19 protein-coding genes are annotated in these 25041 nt (G+C 72.4%); 10 read left to right on the top strand and 9 right to left on the bottom strand.

The genetic code is table 11. The annotated features are described in order from the left end of the window. Positions 1–50: 50 nt before the first annotated feature. Together BS75_RS36530 and BS75_RS36535 are read right to left on the bottom strand one after the other, a co-directional pair. The gene (locus tag BS75_RS36530) at positions 51–1274 is read right to left on the bottom strand and encodes an acyl-CoA dehydrogenase family protein (RefSeq protein ID WP_034091283.1); all 1224 of its coding nucleotides are present in this window, start codon (positions 1272–1274) and stop codon (positions 51–53) included. Further along, entirely contained in the window at positions 1274–2341 is a 1068-nt protein-coding gene (locus BS75_RS36535; protein ID WP_034091284.1) for a phosphotransferase family protein, read from the bottom strand. Before BS75_RS36535 ends, BS75_RS36530 begins: the two co-directional genes overlap by 1 nt. A gap of 285 nt (positions 2342–2626) precedes the next feature. Here BS75_RS36535 and BS75_RS36540 point away from each other — a divergent pair, with 285 nt between their 5' ends. Both BS75_RS36540 and BS75_RS47300 read left to right on the top strand, forming a co-directional pair. Then, the gene (locus BS75_RS36540; RefSeq protein WP_042437426.1) at positions 2627–3190 is read left to right on the top strand and encodes a TetR/AcrR family transcriptional regulator; all 564 of its coding nucleotides are present in this window, start codon (positions 2627–2629) and stop codon (positions 3188–3190) included. Between the two features lie 428 nt (positions 3191–3618). Further along, on the top strand, positions 3619–4461 hold the full coding sequence (locus BS75_RS47300; protein WP_160312237.1) for a MarR family winged helix-turn-helix transcriptional regulator: 843 nt from the start codon (positions 3619–3621) through the stop codon (positions 4459–4461). Positions 4462–4521: 60 nt separating this feature from the next. Here the strand turns inward: BS75_RS47300 and BS75_RS36555 are convergent, their stop codons facing one another. Further along, complete coding sequence (locus BS75_RS36555) at positions 4522–5706, bottom strand: ROK family transcriptional regulator (RefSeq protein WP_034091286.1); 1185 nt, start codon at positions 5704–5706, stop codon at positions 4522–4524. Between the two features lie 338 nt (positions 5707–6044). Between BS75_RS36555 and BS75_RS36560 the strand changes: the two genes are divergently transcribed. Both BS75_RS36560 and BS75_RS36565 read left to right on the top strand, forming a co-directional pair. Further along, a complete protein-coding gene (locus BS75_RS36560; protein ID WP_042437427.1) occupies positions 6045–7466 on the top strand; it encodes an APC family permease in 1422 nt (473 codons plus the stop codon). Between the two features lie 69 nt (positions 7467–7535). After that, positions 7536–7781, top strand: a complete 246-nt coding sequence (locus tag BS75_RS36565; RefSeq protein WP_034091287.1) for a hypothetical protein — start codon at positions 7536–7538, stop codon at positions 7779–7781. 66 nt (positions 7782–7847) lie between these two features. On the opposite strand, the gene BS75_RS36570 is transcribed toward BS75_RS36565, so the two are convergent. After that, a complete protein-coding gene (locus BS75_RS36570) occupies positions 7848–8717 on the bottom strand; it encodes a TrmB family transcriptional regulator (protein ID WP_042437411.1) in 870 nt (289 codons plus the stop codon). Between the two features lie 322 nt (positions 8718–9039). Here BS75_RS36570 and BS75_RS36575 point away from each other — a divergent pair, with 322 nt between their 5' ends. Then, positions 9040–10647 carry an MDR family MFS transporter gene (locus BS75_RS36575; protein ID WP_042437412.1) on the top strand — a complete coding sequence of 536 codons (1608 nt, stop codon included), beginning with the start codon at positions 9040–9042 and terminating at the stop codon, positions 10645–10647. A gap of 164 nt (positions 10648–10811) precedes the next feature. After that, positions 10812–13091, top strand: a complete 2280-nt coding sequence (locus BS75_RS36580; protein ID WP_160312238.1) for a transglycosylase domain-containing protein — start codon at positions 10812–10814, stop codon at positions 13089–13091. Between the two features lie 19 nt (positions 13092–13110). Here BS75_RS36580 and BS75_RS36585 read toward each other — a convergent pair whose 3' ends face one another. Next, positions 13111–13881, bottom strand: a complete 771-nt coding sequence (locus tag BS75_RS36585) for a membrane protein (protein WP_034091288.1) — start codon at positions 13879–13881, stop codon at positions 13111–13113. A 115-nt stretch (positions 13882–13996) separates the two neighbouring features. After that, positions 13997–15001 carry an adenosyl-hopene transferase HpnH gene (gene hpnH, locus BS75_RS36590; protein WP_034091289.1) on the bottom strand — a complete coding sequence of 335 codons (1005 nt, stop codon included), beginning with the start codon at positions 14999–15001 and terminating at the stop codon, positions 13997–13999. Positions 15002–15081: 80 nt separating this feature from the next. Here hpnH and BS75_RS36595 point away from each other — a divergent pair, with 80 nt between their 5' ends. The 4 genes from BS75_RS36595 (at position 15082) to def (ending at position 19164) form a co-directional block, all read left to right on the top strand. Further along, entirely contained in the window at positions 15082–15741 is a 660-nt protein-coding gene (locus BS75_RS36595) for a TetR/AcrR family transcriptional regulator (protein ID WP_052070157.1), read from the top strand. Positions 15742–15854: 113 nt separating this feature from the next. Then, the gene (locus BS75_RS36600; RefSeq protein WP_081982990.1) at positions 15855–17438 is read left to right on the top strand and encodes a flavin-containing monooxygenase; all 1584 of its coding nucleotides are present in this window, start codon (positions 15855–15857) and stop codon (positions 17436–17438) included. Between the two features lie 65 nt (positions 17439–17503). Further along, positions 17504–18409 (top strand): SDR family oxidoreductase, encoded by a 906-nt coding sequence (locus BS75_RS36605; protein ID WP_034091290.1) that lies wholly within the window; start codon positions 17504–17506, stop codon positions 18407–18409. A gap of 86 nt (positions 18410–18495) precedes the next feature. Continuing rightward, positions 18496–19164 carry a peptide deformylase gene (gene def, locus BS75_RS36610; protein ID WP_169790768.1) on the top strand — a complete coding sequence of 223 codons (669 nt, stop codon included), beginning with the start codon at positions 18496–18498 and terminating at the stop codon, positions 19162–19164. 27 nt (positions 19165–19191) lie between these two features. Here def and BS75_RS36615 read toward each other — a convergent pair whose 3' ends face one another. From BS75_RS36615 to BS75_RS36625, 3 genes are all read right to left on the bottom strand, one after another. Beyond that, on the bottom strand, positions 19192–21303 hold the full coding sequence (locus BS75_RS36615) for an FUSC family protein (RefSeq protein WP_034091291.1): 2112 nt from the start codon (positions 21301–21303) through the stop codon (positions 19192–19194). A gap of 68 nt (positions 21304–21371) precedes the next feature. Next, positions 21372–23405, bottom strand: a complete 2034-nt coding sequence (locus BS75_RS36620; RefSeq protein WP_034091292.1) for a CocE/NonD family hydrolase — start codon at positions 23403–23405, stop codon at positions 21372–21374. 34 nt (positions 23406–23439) lie between these two features. Then, on the bottom strand, positions 23440–24975 hold the full coding sequence (locus BS75_RS36625; RefSeq protein WP_081982991.1) for a peptide MFS transporter: 1536 nt from the start codon (positions 24973–24975) through the stop codon (positions 23440–23442). Positions 24976–25041: the final 66 nt, after the last annotated feature.

Below are 25041 nucleotides of genomic sequence, written 5' to 3' on the forward strand. Positions count from 1 at the left end.
TCCTTCGCTTGAGGGAGCGTGAGGGGCGTGAAACTGGTAGCGAGCGTAGATCAGCGGTGCTGCGTCAGGTAGGGCTTGAGTTCGCGGTGGGCCAGTGAGCGGCGGTGGACCTCGTCCGGGCCGTCGGCGAAGCGCAGCGTCCGGGCGCTGGCCCAGAGCTGGGCCAGCGGGAAGTCCTGGGAGACTCCGCCGCCGCCGTGGGTCTGGATCGCCTTGTCCAGGATCCACTCCACCGTCGCCGGGGTCGCGATCTTGATGGCCTGGATCTCGGTGTGCGCGCCCTTGTTGCCGACGGTGTCCATCAGCCAGGCGGTCTTCAGCACCAGCAGCCGCAGCTGCTCGATCCGCACCCGGGACTCGGCGATCCACTCCTGGACCACGCCCTGCTCGGCCAGCGGCTTGCCGAAGGCGGTGCGCGCCACGGCGCGCCGGCACATCAGCTCGACGCCGCGCTCGGCCATGCCGATCAGCCGCATGCAGTGGTGGATCCGGCCGGGCCCGAGCCGCGCCTGGGCGATGGCGAAGCCCTCGCCCGCGCCGGCGATCAGGTTCTCGGCCGGCACCCGGACGTCCTCGAAGAGGACCTCGGCGTGGCCGCCGTGGGCGCCGTCGGTGTAGCCGAAGACGTGCATCCCGCGCAGCACGGTGACGCCGGGGGTGTCCCGGGGGACCAGGATCATGCTCTGCCGGCGGTGCTTGGGCGCGTCCGGGTCGGTCCGGCCCATGACGATGAGGATCTCGCAGTCCGGGCTCATCGCGCCGGAGGACCACCACTTGCGCCCGTTGATCACGTAGTGGTCGCCGTCGCGCTCGATCCGGGTGGCGATGTTGGCCGCGTCGGAGGAGGCCACCTCGGGCTCGGTCATGCAGAACGCGGAGCGGATCTCGCCCGCCAGCAGCGGGGTCAGCCAGCGCCGCTGCTGCTCGGGGGTGCCGAACTCGGCCAGCACCTCCATGTTGCCGGTGTCCGGGGCGGCGCAGTTCAGCGCCTCCGGGGCGAGGAAGGGGCTGCGCCCGGTGATCTCGGCCAGCGGGGCGTACTGGAGGTTGGTCAGCCCGGCGCCGTGCTCCTGATTGGGCAGGAACAGGTTCCACAGCCCGCGCCGCTTGGCCTCGGCCTTCAGCTCCGCCATGACCGGCGGGCGGGCCCACTCGTCCTTCGCCGTCGCGTGCTGCTCGGCGGCGACCGCCTCGGCGGGGTAGATGACCTCGTCCATGAAGGCGAGCAGCTGCTGCTGCAGCTCACGGGTGCGGTCGTCGTACAGGAAGTCCATCAGCGGGTTCCTTCCAGGGTGAGCAGGGTGTCCAGGGAGGAGGCGACCAGCAGCGGGACCATGGCGCCGAGGTGGGAGAAGCCCTCGCCGACGGTCTTGCCCTGGGTGTAGCGGAAGTGGATGCCCTCGGCGATCACCGCGAGCTTGTAGCCGGCGAAGGCCGTGTACCAGGGGAGCGGGGCGAGGTCGAGGCCGGTGCGGGCGGCGTAGTGCTCCGCCAGTTCGTCCATCCCGGGGAAGCCGGCCTCGCGGCCGACCGCCTGGGCGACCGGGTTGCCCGGAATGTCGGCCGCGATCTCCCAGTAGACCTTGAGCAGGCCGAGGTCGGCGAGCGGGTCGCCGAGCGTCGCCATCTCCCAGTCCAGCACGGCGGCGACGCTGTCGTCCGCCGCGATGATCGCGTTGTCGAGCCGGTAGTCGCCGTGGACCACCGTGTCGCGCTGGGTCGTCGGCTGGTGCACCGCGAGCCGCCGCTGGAGCTCGTCCATCCCGGCGATCTCGCGGCTGCGGGAGGCGTCGAACTGCTTGAACCAGCGGGTGACCTGGCGCTGGAGGTAGCCGTCGGGGCGGCCGAAGTCACCCAGGCCGACCGCGCCGGGGTCGACCCCGTGCAGCTCGGCCAGCACGTCGACCAGCCGGAAGGAGATCGCCCTGGCCCGCTCGCGGCCGAGTCCGGCGGAGTCCGCGGCGCTGCGGTAGACGGTGCCGCGGACCTCGTCCATCACGTAGAACGGCGCGCCCAGCACCTCCGCGTCGGTGCAGAGCAGCTGCGTCCCCGGGACCGGGACGGCGGTGCCGGCCAGCGCGGAGATCACCCGGTACTCGCGGGACATGTCGTGCGCCGTGGCCAGCACATGGCCCAGCGGCGGACGGCGCAGCACCCAGTGGTGGGTGTCGTCGTGCAGCCGGTAGGTCAGGTTCGACTTGCCGCCGGAGATCAGCTCGGCCGCCAGCGGTCCCACGGCCAGGCCGGGGTGGGCCAGGTCGAGGTACTCCCGCAGCCGGTCCAGGTCCAGCCCGGGCGGATGGGGTGCACCGGACGGCTGTGACCCGGCTTGCTGGGACATGCAGACCTCCTGGCTCTGGGTACGGCGGAACGGCGGATGCGGCAGACTCGGGAGCGAGCATGGCGCGGGGTCGTCATCGTCACCATACCGACTGGTAGGTATGGCGGCTAGAGTGGTGTGCAGCACACGGCCGTGTCGCGGCGTGTGCGGGGCAGGGAAGGAAAGAGGGAGTCCGTGGCCGCAGCAGCGCGCAGGGCAGTCAGCAACAGACGCGGTCGCCCGGCGGCCGCGCCCGGATCGGACGCGGCCGCGTCCGCCGCCCCGGCCGGTGCGGCGGACGCGCCGGTGCAGGAGCGGATCCTCGCCGCCGCCAGCCGGCTGTTCGCCCGGCAGGGCTTCGCGCTGACCACCGTCCAGGAGATCGTCGAGCAGGCCGGCGTGACCAAGGGCGCCATGTACCACTACTACGCCTCCAAGGACGACCTGCTCCAGCAGATCTACACCCGGCTGCTCAGCCTCCAGTCCGAGCGGCTCGCGGCCATCGCCGACAGTGACCGGCCGGTCCGCGACCGGCTGCACGAGGCCGCCGCCGACGTCGTCGTCAGCACCCTCGCCCACCTGGACGACGCCATGGTCTCCTGGCGCTCGATGCACATGCTGCCCCCCGAGCGGCTCGCCCAGGTGCGCGCCGACCGGCGGCGCTACCACGAGCGGTTCCGGGCGCTGATCGAGCAGGGGCAGCGCGAGGGGGTGCTCCGCACCGACCTCTCGCCCGATCTGGCGACCCATCAGTTCTTCGGGGGCGTCCACCACCTGGGCAGCTGGTACCACGTCGACGGCGAGCTGACAGCCGAATCGATCGGCGGGACGTTCGCCGAACTTCTGTTGCGCGGCCTCGCGCCGGCCTGATCCGGTCCGCACCCGCTCCGTCCGCGGCCCGGCGCATCCTGGGGCAACTCCCCTGAAAACCCCCATGACCTGCGGTGGGGGCGTGCGCCCGGGCGGAGTTCCGCACCAATTCTGAACGAAACCTGGGAACCGGCTGACGTGGCAGCAGCGTCTTTTCCAGGATCACGAATAGGCCGCAGGTCCGATCGACGTATCTAGTTGAAGCCCACACTTTGTATAGTGTGCGCCAGCAGTCGTCGGCTGCTCGGCGGATTCGCCCTGTGGACGCGGCCTCACCGAGGACGCGCAGGTAGTGGGCGCGCCGTAGACCTCAGCCGTGCCATCCCTCCCGCAAGGGCAGCGCGAGGGCCAGACAGGACGGTTCCATGATGCTGGGAGAGATCGACATGATGGGTGCGCCAATCCGCCTCTCCCCATCCCCGGGACAGTTGATTCGCATTGCCCAGCAGGTCCACACCCGTCTGTGGACCGAGCATGTCGGGGGCGAACTCACCGCCCCGCAGTACGCCGCGCTGGTCGCGCTCGCCGTGGAACCCGGCGCCGACCAGCGCACCGTGGGGGAGCGGGCCTCGCTGGACAAGGCCACGATGGCGGAGATGGTCGGCCGGCTGGTCCGGCGCGGCCTGGTGCTGCGCCGCCGCGACCCCGCCGACGGCCGCCGCAAGCTGCTGACGCTCTCACCTGCCGGAACGGTACTGCTGCAGCAGGTCTCGCCGAGCGTGGCCCGGGTGCAGCGGGAGCTGCTCGAACCACTGGACGAGACCCAGGGCAGCGAACTGATGTCCGCCCTCGGCCGGCTGGCCAGGATGGACGAGCTGGCGCTGGAGACCATGCACGACGCGCGCCCGATCCTGGACGCGCCGCGGGTGGTCGGCTACCTGATCCGGGTCGCCCAGCAGGTGCACACCCGGCTCTGGACCGAACTGGTCCCGGGCGAGCTGACGGCGCCTCAGTACGCGGTGCTGGAGGTGCTGTCGGTCGAGCCCGGTATAGACCAGCGCACGGTGGGCGAGCGGGCCTCGCTGGACAAGGCCACCATGGCCGAGCTGATCAGCCGGCTGGTCCGGCGCGGCCTGGTGCTGCGGCGCCGCGACCCCGCCGACGGCCGCCGCAACCTGCTCGCCCTCTCCCCGGCCGGCACCGAGCTGCTGGCCCAGGTCCAGGGCGGCGTCGACGAGGTCCAGCGGCAGCTGCTGGAGCCGCTGGCGCCCGCCGAGCGCGAGACCGTGGTCACGCTGCTCGCGGTCACGGCCCGGCTCATCGAGAGCTGACCCGGCCCGCGGGGCCCGGGCCCGGACCCGGGCCCGGCCCGCGGCGCTCCGCCGCCGCCGTCAGCTCTCCGTCGTCCTCCGGTCGAAGACCAGCGGGCGGGCGCTGCGGACGGCGGTGGTGATCGCGCCGAGCAGCACCGCGTCCTCGCCGAGCGCGCTGGGGACCACCTCGGGACGCAGCGGCGAGATCCGGTGCAGCGTCTGCCGCACGGTGTCGAGCAGCAGGTCGGCGCTGTGGCCGACGCCGCCGCCGAGGACCACCAGGTCGGGGTCGATCACCGCGGACACGGCGGCGACCACGTGGGCGACCCGCTCGCCCTCCTGCCGGACCGCCGAGACGGCCGCCGGATGCCCGCGCCGGGCGGCCTCGAACACCTTCTTGGCATTGAGCGGCCCGGTCATGCCCAGGTCGCGCGCGGCCTGGACGACGGCGTCGCCGGAGACCGCGGCCTCGGCCAGGTCGGCCGGGCTGGCGGCGGTCGGCCCCGAGGGCAGCGGCAGGAAGCCGATCTCGCCGGCCGCGCCGCCGGCCCCCCGGAACAGCTCGCCGTCGACCACGATCCCCATGCCGAGGCCGGTGCCGATCAGCACGTAGACGAACAGCCGGCTGTCGGCGCCGCGGCCCTCGGCGTACTCGCCGAGGGCGGCGAGGTTGGCGTCGTTGTGCACGCTGAGCGCGGTGCCGAGTCCCGCGCGCATGTCGGCGAACAGGCCAGGACGGCCCCAGCCGGGCAGGTTGCCGGCGTAGCGGACCCGTCCCGAGTCGCTGTCGAAGACGCCGGGAGTGCCGACCGCGGCGTGGACGATGTCGCCGCGCCCCAGACCGGCCTCGGCGGTGAGCCGCTCGGCGGTCTCCACCACGGTCCTGGCGACGGCGGCCCCGGTGCGCCCCCGGTTGGGGACGTCGGCGCGGGCGATCACCGCGCCGGCCAGATCGGCCACGGCCAGCCGCAGCCAGGCCCGGCCGATGTCGATGCCGAGGACGTGCCCGGCGGTCGGGTCGGGCTCGTAGAGCAGGGCGGTCCGGCCCCGGTCGGGGGCCAGCGTCCCGGCCTCGCGGACCAGTCCGGCCTGTTCCAGGGCGGCCAGCGCGGCGGAGACGGTGGGCTTGGACAGCCCGGTGTCACGGGCCAGTTGGGCCCGTGACACCGGGCCGATCGCGCGCAGCCGCTCCAGCAGGAGCCATTCGTTGTTGCTGCGCAGCCGCTGCCGGTTCCACGGCTGTTCGGCAGGGTGCTCGGCCATCGTGCCTCTCGTGTCGTGGAGCGCTCGTGTCGGTTGGGTGCTGCCCGGCGGGTGACGCGCAGACTGGGGGACCACTGACTGGGGGACCACTGTAGGGGCTGCGGCCGGGCTTGTATCCGGCCAGGCCACAGCTCCGTTGCGATCTCCGGGCAGGGGGTTCGACCCCTTGACGTCTAAAGTTAAGTTATTTAACTTAACAATGTCCCTGTCTCTCGAAAACCCTCCCGGAGGTAGCGGTGTCCGGAACCCCCGCACCCAGCGCCCCGTCCGCTCCCGGTTCCCCGGTCGGCTCGGCAGCCGACGCGGCGGCCACGGCCACCGTCGGACTCTCGCGCCGCATCGGCCTCTTCCAGGCGACCGCCATCAACATGAGCCAGATGGTCGGGGTCGGCCCCTTCATCACCATCCCGGTCATGGTGGTGGCCTTCGGCGGCCCGCAGGCGATCATCGGCTGGATCGCCGGTGCACTGCTCGCCCTGGTCGACGGCCTGGTCTGGGCCGAGCTCGGCGCCTCGCTGCCGGGCTCCGGCGGCACCTATGTCTACCTCCGTGAGGCGTTCCAGTACCGCTCGGGCCGGCTGATGCCGTTCCTGTTCGTCTGGACCGCGATGATCTTCATTCCGCTGATCATGTCCACCGGCGTCGTCGGCCTGGTCTCCTACCTGCAGTTCCTCTGGCCGAGCATGACCTCGCTCCAGGGCGACTTCGTCGGCGTCGGCGTGGTCGTGCTGGTGGTGGTGCTGCTCTGGCGCAAGGTCGAGAGCATCGGCAAGCTCTCGGTGGTGATGTGGGCCGTGATGCTGGTGGCCGTCGCCGCCCTGATCATCGCCTCCTACACCCACTTCCACGCCGGGCAGGCGTTCGACTGGCCGGCCCACGCCATCCAGCTGACCCACGGACAGTTCTGGATCGGCTTCGCCTCCGGTCTGACCATCGGCATCTACGACTACCTCGGCTACAACACCGCCTCCTACATGGGCGCCGAGATCAAGCAGCCGGGCCGGACCATGCCCCGGGCGATCATCTTCTCGATCGTCTCGGTCATGTGCATCTACCTGGTGATGCAGATCGGCGTGCTCGGGGTGGTCAACTGGCACGACATGCTCGACACCCACTCCCCGGCCTTCAGCTCGGTCGCCTCGGTGGTGCTGGAGAAGGCCTGGGGCCACTCGGTCGCCGAGGTGATCACCGTGCTGATCCTGATCACGGCCTTCGCCTCGGTCTTCGCCGGACTGCTCGGCGGCTCCCGGGTCCCCTACGACGCGGCCCGCGACCGGGTGTTCTTCAAGGAGTTCGGAAAGCTGCACCCCAAGCACCGCTTCCCGGTCCTCGGGCTGCTCACCATGGGCGTGATCACCGCGGCCGGCTTCCTGCTCGGCCGGCTGACCAACCTCAGCACCCTGATCGACCTGCTGACCACGGTGATGGTGATCGTCCAGTCGCTGGCCCAGGTGGTGGCGGTGACCGTGCTGCGCAAGCGGCAGCCGAACCTCAGGCGCCCCTACAAGATGTTCCTGTACCCGGCGCCCAGCATCCTGGCCGGTGTCGGCTGGCTGGTCATCTACGGCTACGCGGACAAGGCCGCGCCCGGCATCCACCCCATCGAGTGGTCGCTGGCCTGGGTCGCCGCGGGCTGCCTGGCCTTCCTGCTCTGGTCCAAGGTGGAGCGGGTCTGGCCGTTCGGCCCCAAGGAGATCCGCGAGGAGTACCTGGAGGAGCAGCGGCAGGCCGGGGCGGCCGGCGCCGCGGTCGCCGGCTGAGCCACCGCTCGACCCCGCGCCGCCGTTCCCCGGGATGCCGGGGAACGGCGGCGTGTCCAGAATGGGTCTATGGCCAAGAACAAGGACGGCGCGTCCCAGCACACGATCGCTGGTCGGACGGTGAGCACCCGCATGATCGTGCTGGTGGTGGCCGCGATCCTGGCGATCTGGTTCATTCTGATGAACACCGCCTCGGTGAAGATCCACCTCTGGGGGCTGTCCACCGTCAGCACGCCGATGTGGGTGATGACGGCGGTCATCTTCCTCGTCGGGATACTGATCGGGAAGTTCCTCTGGCGCAGCCGGGACAGGTGACCCGAGCGCCCGCCGACCCGGCCCGGCCCCCCGATTCGCGGGGTGCCGGGCCGGGTCGCGTCGCGGCTACGGCTGCTCGGGCGCCGCGGCCGCGGCCGCCTGCTCGGCCTCGGCGCGGGCCTTCATGGCCTCCTCCAGCGTCGGCGACTCGTCCCAGACCGACTGGAAGCCCAGCCGCAGCGCCTCCGCGAGCGAGGCGTGACGGATCGCCAGCGAGGTGGTCGCGCCGGTCCGGGCGACCGGGTCGGGCATGTCGAAGAGCACGGTCGAGCGGTCCGCGATGATCAGCTTCAGCGGCAGGGTGTCGGCGATCCGGACCTCCTCGCCGACCTCCACGAACTGCCGGACGACCGCCAGCACCTCCGGGTCGTCGAGCATGTCCCTGGTGTAGAGCGAGCGGGTCGTGCGGCCTGCCGCCTGCAGTCTGGCGGAGGCCTCCAGGCCGGCCACGTTCTCGGCCGGTGGGGTGACGTAGGGCGGCCGGGAGAAGCTGAGCAGCTCGCGCTCGGCCTCGGACTGGATCCGGGCGAAGCGCTCGCTGGTGTCGGCGGCGTCGCGCAGCACCTCGACGTAGTCCAGCGGGTCGGTGTGGGTGCGACCGCTGTCCCAGGTCGGCAGCAGCTCCTGGGCGAGCTCGTCGGACAGTCGCTCCAGCCGGCCGAGCGAGCGGCGCTGCTGCTCCATCAGCCGGTTGACCGCGGTCTCCGGGGCGACGGCCGAGTAGCCGGCGACCTTTCCCGGGTGCAGTATCGCGAGTTGACGCCTGGTCAGCCCCTCCAGGACGTCGTAGACCCGCTGCCGGGGGACCTGTGCCTCGCGGGCGACCTCTGCCGCAGTGAACACATCGCGGCGGATCAGGGCGAGGTAGACCCGCGCCTCGTAGTTGGTGAGTCCGAGCTCTTCTAGGTCTGCCGCGCGCCTGTCGTCCGTATGCATAAGGGAACCGTAGTGGCGGGGGTCCCTGCTTTGGCAAGAGCTCTTCGAAACCTGTCTGTTCCGGGGTCGAATCGCAGGCGGGAGGCGTCGGGGGGATGTTCGACAGCATGCACCACTGAGCGTGGTGTCTCGGTATCAGACTGTCATGTTCATGGCAGTACTTGCGACGGGAATCCACCGTTAAGGCCTGGTTCGATCGCGGTGCCCGACCACTTACCTGCCGTAAGGCTAGCCCCGGCTGAGGAATTGTCGGTGCCGCACGGTACGGTGCCCCTCTCGAATCCGAGAACCGTGTGCAGAGCCATCCTGGAGCCCTACCGTCATGTCCGAAACCCCGGTCGACACCGCGACCGACCCCACTGGTCCAGAGCCGACGCCGGCGCCGGCGTCCGACGCCGCGGCCGGACCCAGCTACCTGAGCCACAAGCAGATCATGGTGGTCATGGGCGGCCTGATGGCCGGCATGCTGCTCGCCGCCCTCGACCAGAGCATCGTCGGCACCGCACTGCCGACGATCGTCAGTCAGCTCGGCGGCATCGACAAGCTGTCCTGGGTGGTCACCGCCTACCTGCTGACCTCCACCGCGGCCACCCCGCTCTGGGGGAAGATCTCCGACCTCTACGGCCGCCGGATCATCTTCCAGACCGCCATCGTGGTCTTCCTGGTCGGCTCCGCCCTCGCCGGGCTCAGCCAGAACATGGGCGAGCTGATCGGGTTCCGCGCCCTCCAGGGCATCGGCGGCGGCGGTCTGATGTCGCTGGCCTTCGCCATCATCGGCGACGTCATACCCCCGCGCGAGCGCGGTCGCTACCAGGGCCTGATGGGCGCGGTCTTCGGCCTCGCCAGCGTCGCCGGACCGCTGCTCGGCGGCTGGTTCACCGACAGCATCGGCTGGCGCTGGATCTTCTACATCAACCTGCCGATCGGCATCGGCGCCTTCGTCGTCTGCTCCTTCGCGCTGAAGCTGCCGGTCAACCGCCGCGAGCACGCCATCGACTACCTCGGCGCGACCGCCATCGTCGCCGCCGTCACCAGCCTGCTGCTCTACCTGAACTGGGCCGGCACCTCCTACGGATGGGCCTCCTGGCAGGGCCTGGCGCTGCTGTTCGGCTCGATCCTGCTGACCGTCGGCTTCGTGCTGATCGAGATGCGCGTCGCCGAGCCGATCCTGCCGATGCGGCTGTTCCGCAACTCCATCTTCTCGGTCGGCAACTCCTACGGCTTCTTCGCCGGCTTCGCCATGTTCGGCGGCATCATCTACCTGCCGCTGTACCTCCAGGCGGTGCAGGGCATGTCGGCCATGATGTCGGGCCTGGGGATGCTGCCCGCCATCGCCGGGATCATGGCCACCTCGGTCAGCTCCGGCCGGATGATCGCCAGGACCGGCAAGTACAAGATCTTCCCGATCATCGGCGCGATCGTGATCATCACCTCGCTGCTGCTGCTCAGCACCATCACCAACACCACGGCCTACTGGCAGATCGCCGTCTACGCCTTCATCTTCGGCGCCGGCCTCGGGCTCACCATGCAGACGCTGGTGACCGCCATCCAGAACTCGGTCCACTTCACCGACATGGGCGTGGCCACCGCCTCGGCCACGTTCTTCCGGCAGATCGGCGCCTCCATCGGCACCGCGATCTTCGGCACCGTGATGACCACCCGGACGGCGCACTACCTGGCCCAGGAGTTCAAGGACCGGCCCGGCGCCGCCGCCGGTGCGAGCGGGATCGACACCAACAACATCCAGGCCATCCACCACCTGCCGGCCCCGGTCAAGGAACTGGTCACGTCCGCCTTCGCGCACGCGATCGGTGACCTGTTCCTGGCCGGCGTGCCCTTCATCGCCATCGCCCTGGTGCTCGGCTTCTTCCTGAAGGAGAAGCCGCTGGCCACCATGGACGGCGCGGAGATGGCGGCCCCCGCGCACTGACGGTGGATCGGCCCGGTCGCGGGCCGGGGGCGCGGGGCGCGGGCCGGGGGTCGGGGCGCGGGTCGGGGGTCGGCGGGGAGGTTCCGCCGGCCCCCGGCGCTCGCGGATCACCACTATCGGCCTAATAGCCACATATGCGTCAAATCGGCACGTATCGTGCTGGCATGGCAATCAAGTCCCCGGGGGCTCTTCGGAAGGCCGGGCTCGGCGTGCGGCTGCTCGGTGCCAGCGTGCTCGCGGGCGTGCTCGTGGCCGGTCTCTGCGCGCCGCTGGTCGGCCTGGCCGGGATGAGCGCCAGGTCCGCGGTCGACGACTTCAACCAGCTCCCCGACGACCTGGCCGCCCCGGCGCTGGCCCAGGCGTCGACCGTCTACGACGCCGGGGGCGGGGTGATCGCCTCGGTCTACTCGCGGAACCGCACCGTCGTCCCGCTCGGCCAGATCGCGCCGATCATGCGCAGCGCGCTGATCGACATCGAGGACCACCGCTTCTACCAGCACGGCGCCCTGGACCTGGCGGGCACGCTGCGCGCGCTGACCAGCAACGCCGACTCCGGGGGCGTGAGCCAGGGCGGATCGACGCTGACCCAGCAGTACGTCAAGAACATCTTCGTGGAGGCGGCGGGCGACGACCAGGCCAAGGTGCTGGAGGCCCAGCGGCAGACCACCGGGCGCAAGATCAAGGAGCTCCGGTACGCCATGAAGCTGGAGCAGACCCTGACCAAGGACCAGATCCTGGCCGACTACCTGAACATCACCTTCTTCGGTGAGCAGGCCTACGGCGTGGAGGCGGCGGCCGAGCGCTACTTCAGCGTCCACGCCTCCCAGTTGACGGCCCCGCAGGCGGCGCTGCTGGCCGGGCTGGTGCAGTCGCCCTCGGCCTACGACCCGGTCAACCGGCCGGGCCTGGCCCTGCAGCGGCGCAACCAGGTGCTGGAGGCGATGGCCGGCTACGGCACGATCTCCCGGGCCCAGGCGGCGGCGTACGAGGCGTCGGATCTGGGGCTGAACGTCAGCCAGCCGAAGGAGGGGTGCATCACCGCCCGCCTGGGCGAGGCGTTCTTCTGCGACTACGTGGAGCGCGCCATCCTGCAGGACCCGACCTTCGGACCGACTCCGGCCGCGCGGCAGGCGCTCTGGGACCGGGGCGGGCTGCAGATCCACAGCACCCTCGACCCCAGGAGCGAGCAGGCGGCGACGGCCTCGGTGACCCGGCACGCCTATCCCGGCGACCGGGCCGCCGCCGCCATCTCCATGGTCCAGCCGGGCACCGGCAGGATCCTCGCCATGGCGCAGAGCCGCCCCTACGGCAACGCGGACAACCAGACCGAGCTGAACTACAACTCCGACCGGCTGACCGGCGGCGGCAGCGGCTTCCCCACCGGCTCCACCTTCAAGGCGGTGACCGCGGCGGCGGCCCTGGAGAAGGGCATCCCGATGTCCACCGTCGCCGACGTGCCCTACCAGGCGAACTACCCGGCCATGGTGGACTGCACCGGCGCGGTCCACCCGGAGACCCCGGGCGACCAGAACGACAGCCCGGACCTCAAGGGCCGGTTCAACATGAAGACCGCCATGGCCAAGTCGGTCAACACCTACTTCGTCCCGCTGGAGGCGGTGACCGGGCTGTGCAACGTGGTCCACATGGCGCAGAAGCTGGGGCTCGGTTACCAGGCGGCGCTGGACCCGAACGACCCGGACCGGCTCTACCCGCTGGAGCAGGTCCAGTCGCTGACGCTGGGGGTCAACTCCTACACCCCGCTGCAGATCGCCGAGGCGTACGCGGCCTTCGCCGCCGACGGCGAGTACTGCAAGCCGATGGCGATCGCCTCGGTCAGCGACAACACCGGGCGGGTCCTCAGCGTGCCGCGGCCGCAGTGCAGCCAGGTGATGTCGCCGACCACGGCCGAGTCCGTCAACACCCTGCTCGCCAGCGTCGTCGCCGACGGCGGCACGGCCTCCAGCATCGGCAACATCGGCTGGCAGGACGCCGGCAAGACCGGCACCACCAACAGCAGCCTCCAGGTCTGGTTCACCGGCTACACCCGGCAGATCTCCGCGTCCACCGTCATCAGCGACACCACGGCGCCGCTGGCCTCGCTCAACGGGATCAACCTCGGCCCGGACTACTTCCCCACCGCCTACGGCTTCTCGATGGCCGGCCCGATCTGGGCGCAGGCGATGACCGGCGCGATGGCCGGACTGCCGCAGGCGCCGCTGGACGAGACCCCGTTCACCGACCCCGACCCGGCGCTGCCCCCGGGCGCCTCGCCCGCGCCCGCCGCCACCAGCGGCTCGGTGAGCACCACCGGCTACCTCCGCCACCCCGCCCACCGCCGGCGCGGACCGTCCCACGGCCGGGGTCCCGAGGTCCTCGCCGCCCACCCGAACGCCGGCCCGAGCGGCCACGCCGCCTCCGCCGCCCCCGCCGCCCACGGGCAGTGAGCGGGCGGCCCGAGCGGGGTCAGCCGGAGGCGCGGGCCATCCGGTCCAGGGCGTGCAGCAGGGCCGGGAGCTCCGGGCCGCGCCCGATCGGGAGGACTTCGCGCGGCTGGTCGTCCAGGAGCAGCAGGGCGATGTCGTCGGTGCGGGCGGCCAGGCTCCAGCCGGGGCCGTCGGCGCGGACCAGCCGGGCGCCGTCGGCGGCGGGGGCGGAGCGGACGCGTCCGGCCGGTGGGGGAGTGCGGGTGTACTCGCGCGCCTCGGCCAGCACCTTGGCGACGTGCTCGGAGGGCGCCCGGCCGTCGTCGTTGCGGTTCACCGAGTCGGGGACCTGGCTGCGCCACTGGTCCCACTGCTTGCTGATCTCGTCGGCGCCGAGCCGGCGCTGCGCGGGGCCCCAGCCCTCCGGGTCCGGCGGGCTCAGCAGCGGGTGGTCGTCGTCGGTGGCGGCCGGGTCGTGCGGCTCGGGCAGCCCGGGCGCGCTCACGGCCAGCGGCAGCGGCCAGCCGGGGAAGGAGTCCACCACGGTCCGCTCGGGCGGGGTGAGGTCGTAGGGCATGCCGCAGTCCCAGGCGGCGATGGCGCAGCCGACCAGCGCGGCGTCGTCGGAGACCACCGTCCACCGCGCGCCGGCGGCGTCCTGGCCGAAGAGCAGGCCGTAGCCGTCGGCCCACGGTTCGAGGCCGAGGGTGTCGCAGGCGTCGGGGTAGTCGTCCCCGAGCACGCTGGGAAACTGGCCCGGCGTCAGCAGTACCGCGCTGAGCACGTAGAACTCGCCGTCGTCCTCGCCCATCCAGCCCCACTCCTTCGTGAGTCGGTCCTCCGGGGGCGCTGTGGCAGGCCCTCGGAGGTCGACACATGGTAGTGACGGGGAAGGGAGCAGTTCCAGTGGTGGACGAACGGTTCGGTCAGCCCGCGGTGATGGCGCGGATGCTCTCCTTGAGCGATCCCATGGTCGCCAGCACCGCCGTCGGCTCGTAGCCGCAGTGCGCCATGCAGTTGTCGCAGCGCGGGTCCTTGCCCCGGCCGTAGTTCTCCCAGTCGGTGGTCTCCAGGAGCTCCTTGTAGGTCTCCGTGTAGCCGTCCGCCATCAGGTAGCAGGGCTTCTGCCAGCCCTTGAGCGAGTAGGAGGGGATCGCCCACGGGGTGCACTCGAAGTCGGTCTTCCCCTCCAGGAAGTCCAGGTAGAGCGCCGAGTGGTTGAGCCGCCAGCTCTTGCGGCGGCCGTCCGCGAAGGCCTTCTTGAACAGCTGCCTGGTCTGCTCGACGCCGAGGAAGCGGTCCTGGTCGGGGGCCTTCTCGTAGGCGTAGCCGGGGGAGATCTGCATCCGGTCGACCTTGAGGTCGTCGTTGAGGTACTGCAGCACCTCGATGACGTCCTGCGCGCTGTCGTTCTGGAAGAAGGTGGAGTTGGTGTAGACGGCGAACCCGGCCGCCTTGGCCTGCCGGATCGCCTCGATGGCCTGGTCGAACACGCCGTCCTTGCTCACCGACTCGTCGTGCCGCTCGCGCAGCCCGTCGATGTGGACCATCCAGGCGAAGTTCCGGTGCGGCTTGAACTTGTGCAGGTGCTTCGGCAGCAGGACCGCGTTGGTGCAGAGCACCACGAACTTGCCCTTGCCGAGCAGCGCCCTGGTCATCTCGTCGATCTGCGGATGCATCAGCGGTTCCCCGCCGGCCAGGGACACCATGGGCGCCCCGGCCTCCTCGACGGCGTCGACGACCTGCTGCACGGGCATGCGCTGCTTGAGCACGCTCGCCGGGTGCTGGATCTTTCCGCAGCCGGCACAGGCCAGGTTGCAGGCGAAGAGGGGTTCGACCTCCACGATCAGCGGGAACTTGTCCCGACGAAGGATCTTCTGCTTGAGGAGGTACGTGCCCATTTTGATGGTCAGGTTAAGTGGGAGTCCCATGATCCGTGTCTCCGTTCCCCCGGGCCCCGGGATCGGGGCCCTGCCACTAACATACAGACTGTATGGAAGAGGATGAAGGTATGTCGGTACCCCGGATAAGGCGGAGTCGGAGCGCGGAGCACGTCGCCGACACCCGCCGCGCGCTGGTGCGCGCGGCGCGTGAGCTGTTCGCCGAGCGTGGCTACGCGGCCACCGGTACCGAGGACATCGTGGCCGCCGCGCACGTCACCCGCGGTGCGCTCTACCACCACTTCAAGGACAAGGCCGACCTCTTCCGGTCGGTGATGGCCGAGTGCGCCGGTGAGATGGCCGAGCGGCTGGTCGCCCAGGAGACCGCGCGCGCCGAGCGGGAGCCCGGCGACGCCTGGCAGCTGCTGCGCACCGGCTTCCAGTCCTTCCTGGACGCCTGCAACGACCGGGACTTCCAGCAGATCGTGCTGATCGAGGGCCCGGCCGTGCTCGGCCACAGCGCCTGGGACGCGCTGGTGGAGGAGCACGGTTACCTGCTGCTCGCCGAGGCGCTGAGCGAGGCCATCGCCGAGGGCAATATCGAGCCGCTGCCGGTGGCGCCGCTCACCCGGATGCTGGCCGCGCTGATCTCCGAGGCGAGCCTCTACATCGCCCGGGCGGAGGACCATGCGGCGGCCCGCGAGGAGGCGGGTCTGGTGCTGGAGCGACTGCTCGCAGGACTGGGCAGCGGCCCGGGCGTGTCGCTGGGCCGGATGGAGTCCGCCCGCTGACGCTGCGGCGGAGCCGCAGCCCTTCCCGTGCCGGGCCCGGTGCCCTAGTCTCCTGACTGTGCCACTGATTACTGGCACAATCAGCGATGTCGAATCCGGCAGGAGGCAGCCTGATGGCGCGCAGCGAGACGCCCGGCAAGGACACGTCAGCGGGACGGAGTGCCGTCCCGGAGGAGGGCGGGGCGGACCCCGGGATCGTCCAGCACGTCCGGGTCGCCGTCGTCGGCTCCGGCTTCGGCGGCCTCGGCGCGGCCGTCCGGCTGCGGCAGGAGGGCGTCACCGACTTCGTGGTGCTGGAGCGGGCCGACTCCGTCGGCGGCACCTGGCGCGACAACAGCTACCCGGGCTGCGCCTGCGACGTCCCCTCCCACCTGTACTCCTTCTCCTTCGCGCCGAACCCGGACTGGCCGCGCACCTTCTCCGGGCAGCCCGAGATCCGGGCCTACCTGGAGCGCGTCACCGACCGCTTCGGGCTGCGCCCGCACCTGCGGTTCGGCCACGAGGTGCTGGCCGCCCGCTGGGACGCCGACAGCACCCGCTGGGAGCTGGAGACCAGCCAGGGCCGGTACACCGCCGACGTGCTGGTCGCCGCCTGCGGACCGCTCTCCGACCCCGCCGTCCCCGACCTGCCGGGCATCGCCGAGTTCCCCGGCGAGGTCTTCCACTCGGCCCGCTGGAACCACGACTACGACCTGACCGGCAAGCGGGTCGCGGTCGTCGGCACCGGGGCATCCGCCATCCAGATCGTCCCGAAGATCCAGCCACAGGTCGGCAAGCTGGTGCTGCTGCAGCGCACGCCGCCGTGGGTGATGCCGAGGATGGACCGCGACATCACCGCGCCCGAGCGCTGGCTCTACCGGCGCGTCCCCGCGGTCCAGCGCGGGCTCAGGGCGGCGCTCTGGTCCATCAGGGAGTCGCAGGTCAGTGCGTTCGTCAAGCGTCCCGGGATGCTCCGGGCGGCCGAGCGGCTGGCGCTGCGCAACCTGCGGAGCCACGTCGAGGACCCGGCGCTGCGCGCCGCGCTCACCCCCGACTACCGCTTCGGCTGCAAGCGGGTGCTGCTGTCCACCACCTACTACCCGGCGCTGACCCGGCCGAACGTGGAGGTGGTCGCCTCCGGGCTCAAGGAGGTGCGCGGCAGCACCGTGGTCGCCGCCGACGGCAGCGAGCACGAGGTCGACGCCATCGTCTTCGGCACCGGCTTCCACGTCACCGACATGCCGATCGGCTCGCGGATCACCGGTGCGGGCGGCCGCACCCTGGCCGAGGAGTGGCAGGGCGGCATGGCCGCGCTGCGCGGCACCACGGTCAGCGGCTTCCCCAACCTGCTGATGGTGATCGGCCCCAACACCGGGCTCGGCAACAGCTCGATGGTGCTGATGATCGAGTCGCAGCTGAACTACCTCGCCGACTACCTGCGCCGGCTGGACGCGCCCGGAGTCCGGGCGCTGGACGCCACCACCGCCGCCCAGCGGCGCTGGAACGACGTGGTGCAGCGGCGGATGACCCGCACGGTGTGGAACACCGGCGGCTGCCGCAGCTGGTACCTGGACGCCAACGGCCGCAACACCGTGCTCTGGCCCGGCACCACCGCGGACTTCCGCCGGGCCACCAGGCAGCTGGACCCCGCCGAGTACGACCGGGTCACCGCTCCGGCCGCGGCGCCGAGCGCGCCCGCGGCCCCCGCCCGCGTCTGACCGCCCGCGTCTGACCGCCCGCCCGGATCCGCACCCTCCAACGCAACTGAGAGAGGCAGCACCCCATGTCGCAGAAACGCCCGCTCACCGGTCAGGTCGCCGTCGTCACCGGCGCGGCGCGCGGCGTCGGCGCGGAGCTCGCCCGCGCGCTCGCCGCGCGCGGGGCCAAGGTCGCGCTGGTCGGCCTGGAACCGAAGGAGCTCGCCGCCACCGCCGACAGCTGCGGCCCCGACGCCGCCTGGTGGGAGGGCGACGTGACCGACCTGGCCGGGCTCACCACGACCGCCGCCGCGATCACCGCGCACTTCGGCCGGATCGACATCGTGGTCGCCAACGCCGGCATCGCGGCCGGCGGGACCTTCCTCGACTCCGACCCGGACACCTTCCGCCGGGTGATCGAGGTCAACCTGCTGGGCAGCACCACCACCGCCCGGGCCTTCCTGCCCGCGCTCACCGAGGCGCGCGGCTACCTGCTGCAGATCGCCTCCTTCGCGGCGATGGCCCCGGCTCCGCTGATGACCGCCTACTGCGCCAGCAAGTCCGGGGTCGAGGCCTTCGCGCACGCGCTGCGCAGCGAGGTCGCCAACCAGGGCGTCGGCGTCGGCGTGGCCTACCTCAGCTGGACCGACACCGACATGGTGCGCGGTGCGGACGAGGACCCGGTGATGCGCGACATGCGGGCCGGCCTGCCCTGGCCGACCAACCGCACCGGCGCGCTCGGCCCGGCCGTGGAGCGGATCGCCGACGGCATCGTCCGCCGCTCGGTCCATGTCTACGCCCAGGGCTGGCTGCGCGGCTACCAGCTGATCCGGGGTCAGATCCCGCTGGTCCTGGCCCGGGTCGCGCCCCGGCGGCTGCGGGCGCTGGAGCCCCGGCTGCGGGCCACCGCCGCCGGGCGCCAAGGGCTGGTCGGACGCGGCGGCGCGGCGGACGAGGCGGCCAGGGCCGCCCGTACCCGGGTGGGCGGCTGACGGGAGATCACAACTCTCCTCCTCCGGGGCCGGGGCTTTGCAATGATGGAGCCCGCTTGCCGCGACCGACGAGGAGGAGGCCGACCGTGGCCGGACGACCGGGCCGTGCCCGTACCGAGGCGGTGGACCGCCGGGTCCGGGTGCAGGGCGTACCCGTCGACTCCTACCCGACCGTGCCGCCCGAGGCGGAGCGCGGCCGGGTGCTGCGGGTGACCGTGGTGGGGGAGGACATCCTCCACCACCCCTGCCGGGAGGCGACCGACTTCGGCACGCCGGAGCTGGCCCGGCTGATCGACGACATGTTCCTGACCATGCAGGTCGCCGAGGGTGCGGGGCTGGCGGCCAACCAGGTCGACGTCGACCTGCGGCTGTTCGTCTACGACTGCCGGGACGAGGACGGCGTCCGCCACGTCGGGCACATCCTCAACCCGGTGCTGGACGAACTCGACCCGGCCGAGCGCCGGTTGGTCGAGGACGGCGAGGGCTGCCTCTCGGTGCCCGGCGCCGGGACCGACGTGCCGCGCCCCGACCGGGCCGTGGTGCGCGGGGTCGACCAGCACGGGCAGCCGCTGGTGATCGAGGGCCGGGGCTACTTCGCCCGCTGCCTCCAGCACGAGACCGACCACCTCAACGGCCGGCTGTACCTGGAACGGCTGTCGCGACGGGAGCGGCGGGACGTGCTGCGGCAGATGGAGGAGAACCGCGAGCGGGTCCTGGCCCAGCGCGCCGCCCGGGCGGCGGCCCTGGCGGGGTAGCGGTCGGCCCCCGGCGTTCCCGGGGGCTCAGTCGTCCAGCGCCTGCTCCAGCCCCTCCAGCGCCTCGACCATCAGCCCGGCGTCCAGCTGGACCAGCCGGGCCGGAGCGGTGTGCCCGGCCGTGTCCTCGCGGGCCGGCGCCTCGTCGGCGAGCGGCTGCTCCCGGCCCCACCGCGCGTAGCTCTCGCGGAGGCCGGAGAAGTCGACCGGCTGCTCGGCCCGGAGCGCGTCGGCCGCCCGTGCCGTCTGCTCGGCCAGGGCGTCCGCGAAGCGGGTCGCGCCGGGGACCGGGGCCGCGTCCCGGCCCGGCAGATGGGCCTCCATCAGCATCGCGGTGCGGCCCAGCGCCGCCATCGCGGACCGGACGTCGGCCAACTGCCCGGCGTGCAGCCCATGGTGGCGGACCGGCTCGGCCGCCGCCTGCTCGCTGGCGGTCACCAGCGCGGCCCGGGCCTGCCGGTGGTCCAGCAGGGCCTCGCGCACCGCCGCCGCGCTCTCGGGACCCGGCTCGCCGAAGGCCCGGACGGCGGCCGCCGCGTAGCCGCCCCCGGCCCGGACGTAGGCGCCTAGCCGGTCCGGCAGGGTGACGGTCTGCCAGGTCGGGAAGAGCGCGTAGGCGGCCAGCGCCAGCAGCCCGCCCAGGAGGGTCAGCAGCACCCGCTCCTCGACCGTGCCGGTGATCGCACCGCCGGCCATCGCCAGCAGGAAGACCACGTAGCCGGAGATGAAGGTGGACAGCGCCACGTAGCCGCTGCGCATGGTCAGGTAGCCGCTGCCGATGCACAGCACCGCCAGCCCGGCGCAGACCCAGGGCCCGGGATGGGCCAGCACCACCACCGCCGTGGCCAGGGCCACCCCGAACACGGTGCCGACCAGCCGGGCCACCCCCCGGGTGTAGGTCTGCGAGAAGTCGGGCCGCATCACCATCACCGCCGTCATCGGCGCCCAGTAGCCGTGGTGGACCGGCAGCGACCGGCCGATGACCACGCCCAGCGCCGCCACCACGGCGAGCCGCACCGCGTGCCGGAGCACCGGCGAGGACCAGTTCCAGTGCCGCCGCAGCCCGTGCAGCACCAGCGGGGCCAGCTGGGTCGGCGACGGCCGGGCCAGGTGCCCGGGCGCGGAGGGCCGTCCGGAGACCGGGTCGCCCTGGTCGACCGACTCGACCGCGTCCGCGGCCTCGGCCAGCAGCCCGATCAGCCGGCGGGCGGACTGCCGGCCCGCCCCGTGCAGCACCGGTCCGGTGGTCGGCATCGCCAGCGACTGGTAGGCCCGTTCGGGAACCGGCTGCGGCCGGCCGGTCCGGATCGAGCGGGCGACGGCGTCCAGCATCACCGCGGCCGTGGCCAGCAGCTCCCGGGCCCGGTCCCGTTCCGGCCCCTCCTCGGCGGCGCCGACCCGGGGGTCGGCCATGGCGGCCAGGACCGGCCGCATCCGCTCCGCGTAGGAGCGCATCCCGGCCAGGTCGGCCGGCCGCTTCCGGGCCTGGCCGGCCGAGAGCACCGCGGCCTGACGGGCCGTCATCAGCGCGCCCGGGTCGAAGGGGGCGAAGGGGTCGTGCCGCAGCCGCCGGGCGTAGTCGGCGAGCGAGGCGTAGGCGTAGGCGAGGGCGTCCCGCTGCGCGGCCCAGCGCCGCCACGGCCAGACGGCGGCGAGCAGCGCCTGGACGATGCCGCCCAGCGCGATCACGGTGGCGTGGACGGCCGCCCCGCCGACGTCCTCCGGCAGGGTGACGATGATCAGCATCACCGAGAGGGTCTGGCTGGCCACGATGCCCGGGGTCTGCCCCAGCGCCCAGAGCAGCCCGGCCGCGAACGCCCAGCCGCCGACCACCAGGACGAACAGCCACGGCCAGGGGGAGACCAGGTAGCCCACGAAGGCGCTGAGCGAGAGCCCGGCGGCGGCCCACAGCGCCAGGAAAGGGCGTGGCCGGAAGCTGCGCTGGAAGGTCGCGGTCCCGGCGATGAAGCTGCCGAGCGCGGCCGAGGTGGCGAGCTGCGGATAGCCCAGCGCGAGGGTGCCGAACAGCATGACCGCGACCCCGAGCACCGCCCGCAGCACCTGGACCGGCTCGTTGACCGAGGGTTCGACGTGCAGTCCGGAACGGGCGGCGGACTTCAGGGCCGGTGACCAGGGCATGGCACGAGCCTAGTACCGACCTCCGCAGGTGGGCGGCATGCGAGCGCCGGTCAGCGTGGACGGGTCGGCTACCCCTGGCTGCGGGGGATGCGGCGTTCCCAGCGGCGGTGGAAGAGGACGGCTCCGCCCTCCTCGGCGGTGACCTGGTTGTCGGTCAGGAAGTGGGTGGCGTCGGCGGCGATGGTGGAGCTGGTGGTGACCCGGACGTCCCAGGCGGGCTCCGTGCGGCGCAGCCCGACCGTCCAGCGGGAGGCGGTGCGGGCGCTCAGCGGGTCCTGGTCCACGACGGTGTAGCTCTCCCGGGCGTCCTCGCTGAACTCCAGGCCGTCCGGGTAGACCCGGGTGCCGCCGTAGCGGGGGTCGACGTCGAGGGTCCAGGTGCCGGTGGCCACGTCGCGGGTGACGGTGCGTTCGGGGCCGAGGTCGGCCGGGTCGGCGTACTCGACCGCGAGCGGCGGAGCCTGCTCGGGTTCCGCGAAGGTGATCGGGGCGCGGTCGGCGTCGTGGACCGGGGCCCGGTCCGGGTGGCGGACCGGCAGGACCAGGGCGCTGCCGTCGGGGTCGACGGTGAAGCCGGCGGCGGAGCCCGGGTGCGGCCAGACCCACGGCCAGTAGGCGGAGGAGACGGCGAGCCGCAGCCGGTGGCCGAGCGGGAAGGCGTGGGCGATGCCGACCAGGTCGAAGCGGACGTCCTCGGTGGCGCCCGGCGTCCAGGGCGCGGTGCGGTCGCGGCCGTGCCGGCTGAGCAGGTTGAGCACGCCCCGGGTGACCAGGGTGGAGGAGCCGTCGGGGGCGACGTCGCAGAGCCGGGCGATCACCTGGCCCCGGGTGCCGAGGCTGCTGAGCCGGAGCCGGACCCGGGCGTTGCCGAGGATCTCGATCCGGCGGGCCAGCGGGGCGGAGTCGAAGCAGACCGAGCGGCCGTCCTCCTCGCGCTGGTCCGGCGGCAGGTCGGCGTCGTTGCCGAAGGGGAAGAAGCGTCCGGCGTCGACGCCGGTGTGCTGCGGCGAGGCCACCTGCACCGGCCCCGGCTGGGAACTGCGCAGGGTTCCGTCGAGTCGATAAGTCGTCATGGCGACGGCGGGGGAGGGCCAGGCGTCCTCGCCCAGCCAGCGCCCGGGGCGCTCGGGGTAGCTGGTGGCCGGCGGCACCGACTCGTTCATCCAGGTCCGGAGCAGCGGCTCGGCCATCACCCCGGTGTCCTCGTCCTTGAGCCACTGGTCCCACCAGCGCAGCGTCTCCTGGAGGAAGCCGATGGCCGGGCCGGGCGGCAGGCCCCGGTCGGGGTACTGGTGCGACCAGGGGCCGATGATGCCGCGCATCGGCGCGTCCAGGTGCTGGGCCAGCCGCAGCACGGTGTCCCGGTAGGGGTCGGCCCAGCCGCCGACGGCCAGCACCGCCGCCCTGATGGCGGAGTAGTCCTCGCAGACGCTGCCGTGCTGCCAGTAGCCGTCGCGGGCCTGGTGGTCGAGCCAGGTGTGGATCAGCGGGTCGAGGTGGTCCAGCCGTTGTAGCCACAGCTCCCGCCAGCCGGGACCGGCGTACTCGGGGTCCGGCGGGCGGGCGGCGAAGGCCAGCATGGTGGCCGACCAGGCGTGCATGTCCACGGCCAGCACCGAGCCGCCCAGGTAGTGCACGTCGTTGTCGTAGCGGTCGTCGGTGGAGCAGACGGTGACGACCGCCTTCAGCGGCTCCGGGGCGAGCGCGGCGATCTGCAGGCTGTTGAAGCCGCCCCAGGAGATGCCGAACATTCCCACCCGTCCGCTGCACCAGGGCTGGGCGGCCAGCCAGTCGACCACCGCGACGCCGTCGGCGAGCTCGGTGGCGTCGTACTCGTCGCCGGGCAGGCCGCCGGAGTTGCCGTGGCCGCGCACGTCCACCCGGACCGACGCGTAGCCGTGCCCGGCGTACCAGGGGTGGCGCTGGGCGTCGCGCGGCGCGGTCCAGTCGCTCAGCCGGTACGGCAGGTACTCCAGCAGCGCCGGGAACCGACCGGTGCCGACGGGCCGCCAGATCCGGGCGTAGAGCTCGGTTCCGTCGGGCAGCGGGATCCGGGTGTCCGCGCAGGTCGTCCGGTACGGCAGGTCCTCGCGGTGGCGCACGGCAGGTTCCTTCGCAGCGGTGGGAGTTCGGGAGTCAGTGGACCGGGGCCATGGTGCGGCGCAGCCAGGGCCCGGCGGCGATCACGGCGAGGCCGACCAGGACCACGAAGGCCCCGTTCAGACCGAAGTACAGCGGATAGGACAGCACCCCGTAGAGCTTCACCACCTGCGCCTGCAGCCCGTTGGCCAGGGCCAGCGAGAGGAACCAGAGCGCCATGGCCTGACTGCTGAAGGCGGCCGGGGCGAGCTTGGTGGTGGCGGACATGCCGGTGGTCTCCAGCAGGATGTCGCCGAGGCCCAGCACCAGGTAGCAGAGGATCAGCCAGACGCCGGACATGGTCCAGTCGCCGGTGCGGCCGAGCGTGGCCGGGACCATGATCAGGAACGACAGCCCGCCGAGGACCACCCCGTAGGCGATCTTGTTGGAGGCGTGCGGCTGCCGGGAGCCCAGCCGGATCCAGGTGGCGGCGACCACCGGGGCGAGCACCACCTCGGCCACCCCCAGCACCGAGCCGTACCAGGAGGAGGGGAACTCCCAGCCCCAGAAGTTGGTGTCCGCGTGGTTGAGCGCCAGCAGGTTCATCGTCGAGTAGGACTGGAACAGCACCAGGTTGAAGGCGACCGAGGCGCCGAACAGCACCAGGTAGGGGCGCAGTCGACCGCGTTCCTCGGCGGTGACCTGCGGGCTGCGGAAGAGGAAGGCGAAGTAGCCGATCGGCGCCAGCACCGAGACCGCCGAGATGATGTCGACGGTGAGGTCGAGGTCCAGCACGCCGGTCAGCGCCAGGACGGCGAAGAGCGCGGCGACCGCAGCCGCGCCGTAGCCGATCAGCCGGACCGAGCGGTGCAGCACCTCGGGGGCGACGGCCGACTCGGCGCCGTCCTGACGGCCCGCCAGATGGCGTCGGCCCAGCACGTACTGGACGATGCCGAAGGTCATCCCGACGGCGGCGGCGGAGAAGCCCCAGTGGTAGCCGATCTTCTGGCCGAGCCAGCCGGAGATCAGCGGGCCGAGGAAGGCGCCGATGTTGATGCCCATGTAGTAGAGGGCGAAGCCGGCGTCGCGGCGCTCGTCCTCGGTCGCGTAGAGCTTGCCGACCAGGGTGGAGACATTGGGCTTCAGCAGCCCGGTGCCGATGATGATCAGGCCGAGGCCGACCCAGGTCATCGCGGTGGCGGGGACCGCCATCGCGTAGTGGCCCAGCGCGATGCAGACACCGCCGTAGAGCACCGAGCGGTAGGCGCCGAGGATCCGGTCGGCCAGCCAGCCGCCGGCCACCGAGACCAGGTAGATCATCGTGCTGTAGGCGGCGTAGACGGAGGAGGCCGCGCCGTCGGACATGCCGAGACCGCCCTCGGCGGCCGAGGCGGTGAAGAAGAGGGTCAGGATCGCGGTCATGCCGAGGTAGGAGAAGCGCTCCCACATCTCGGTGCCGAAGAGGGTCAGCAGGCCGTGCGGGTGGCCGAAGAAGGAGCGGTCCCAGTCCTTGCCGCGGTCGGCGCCCCCGTCGCCCGGACCCTCCTCCGGCGTCGGCTCGGGGTCCGCAGAGGTGGCCTCGGTCGCGCTCACGGGGGCTGCCTCCGTTCGGGGCGGCCCGGACGGTCGCGTCACCCGCGAGCCGTCCTGACGAACCGC

It is taken from the genome of Streptacidiphilus albus JL83, assembly GCF_000744705.1.
GTDB classification, from domain to species: domain Bacteria; phylum Actinomycetota; class Actinomycetes; order Streptomycetales; family Streptomycetaceae; genus Streptacidiphilus; species Streptacidiphilus albus.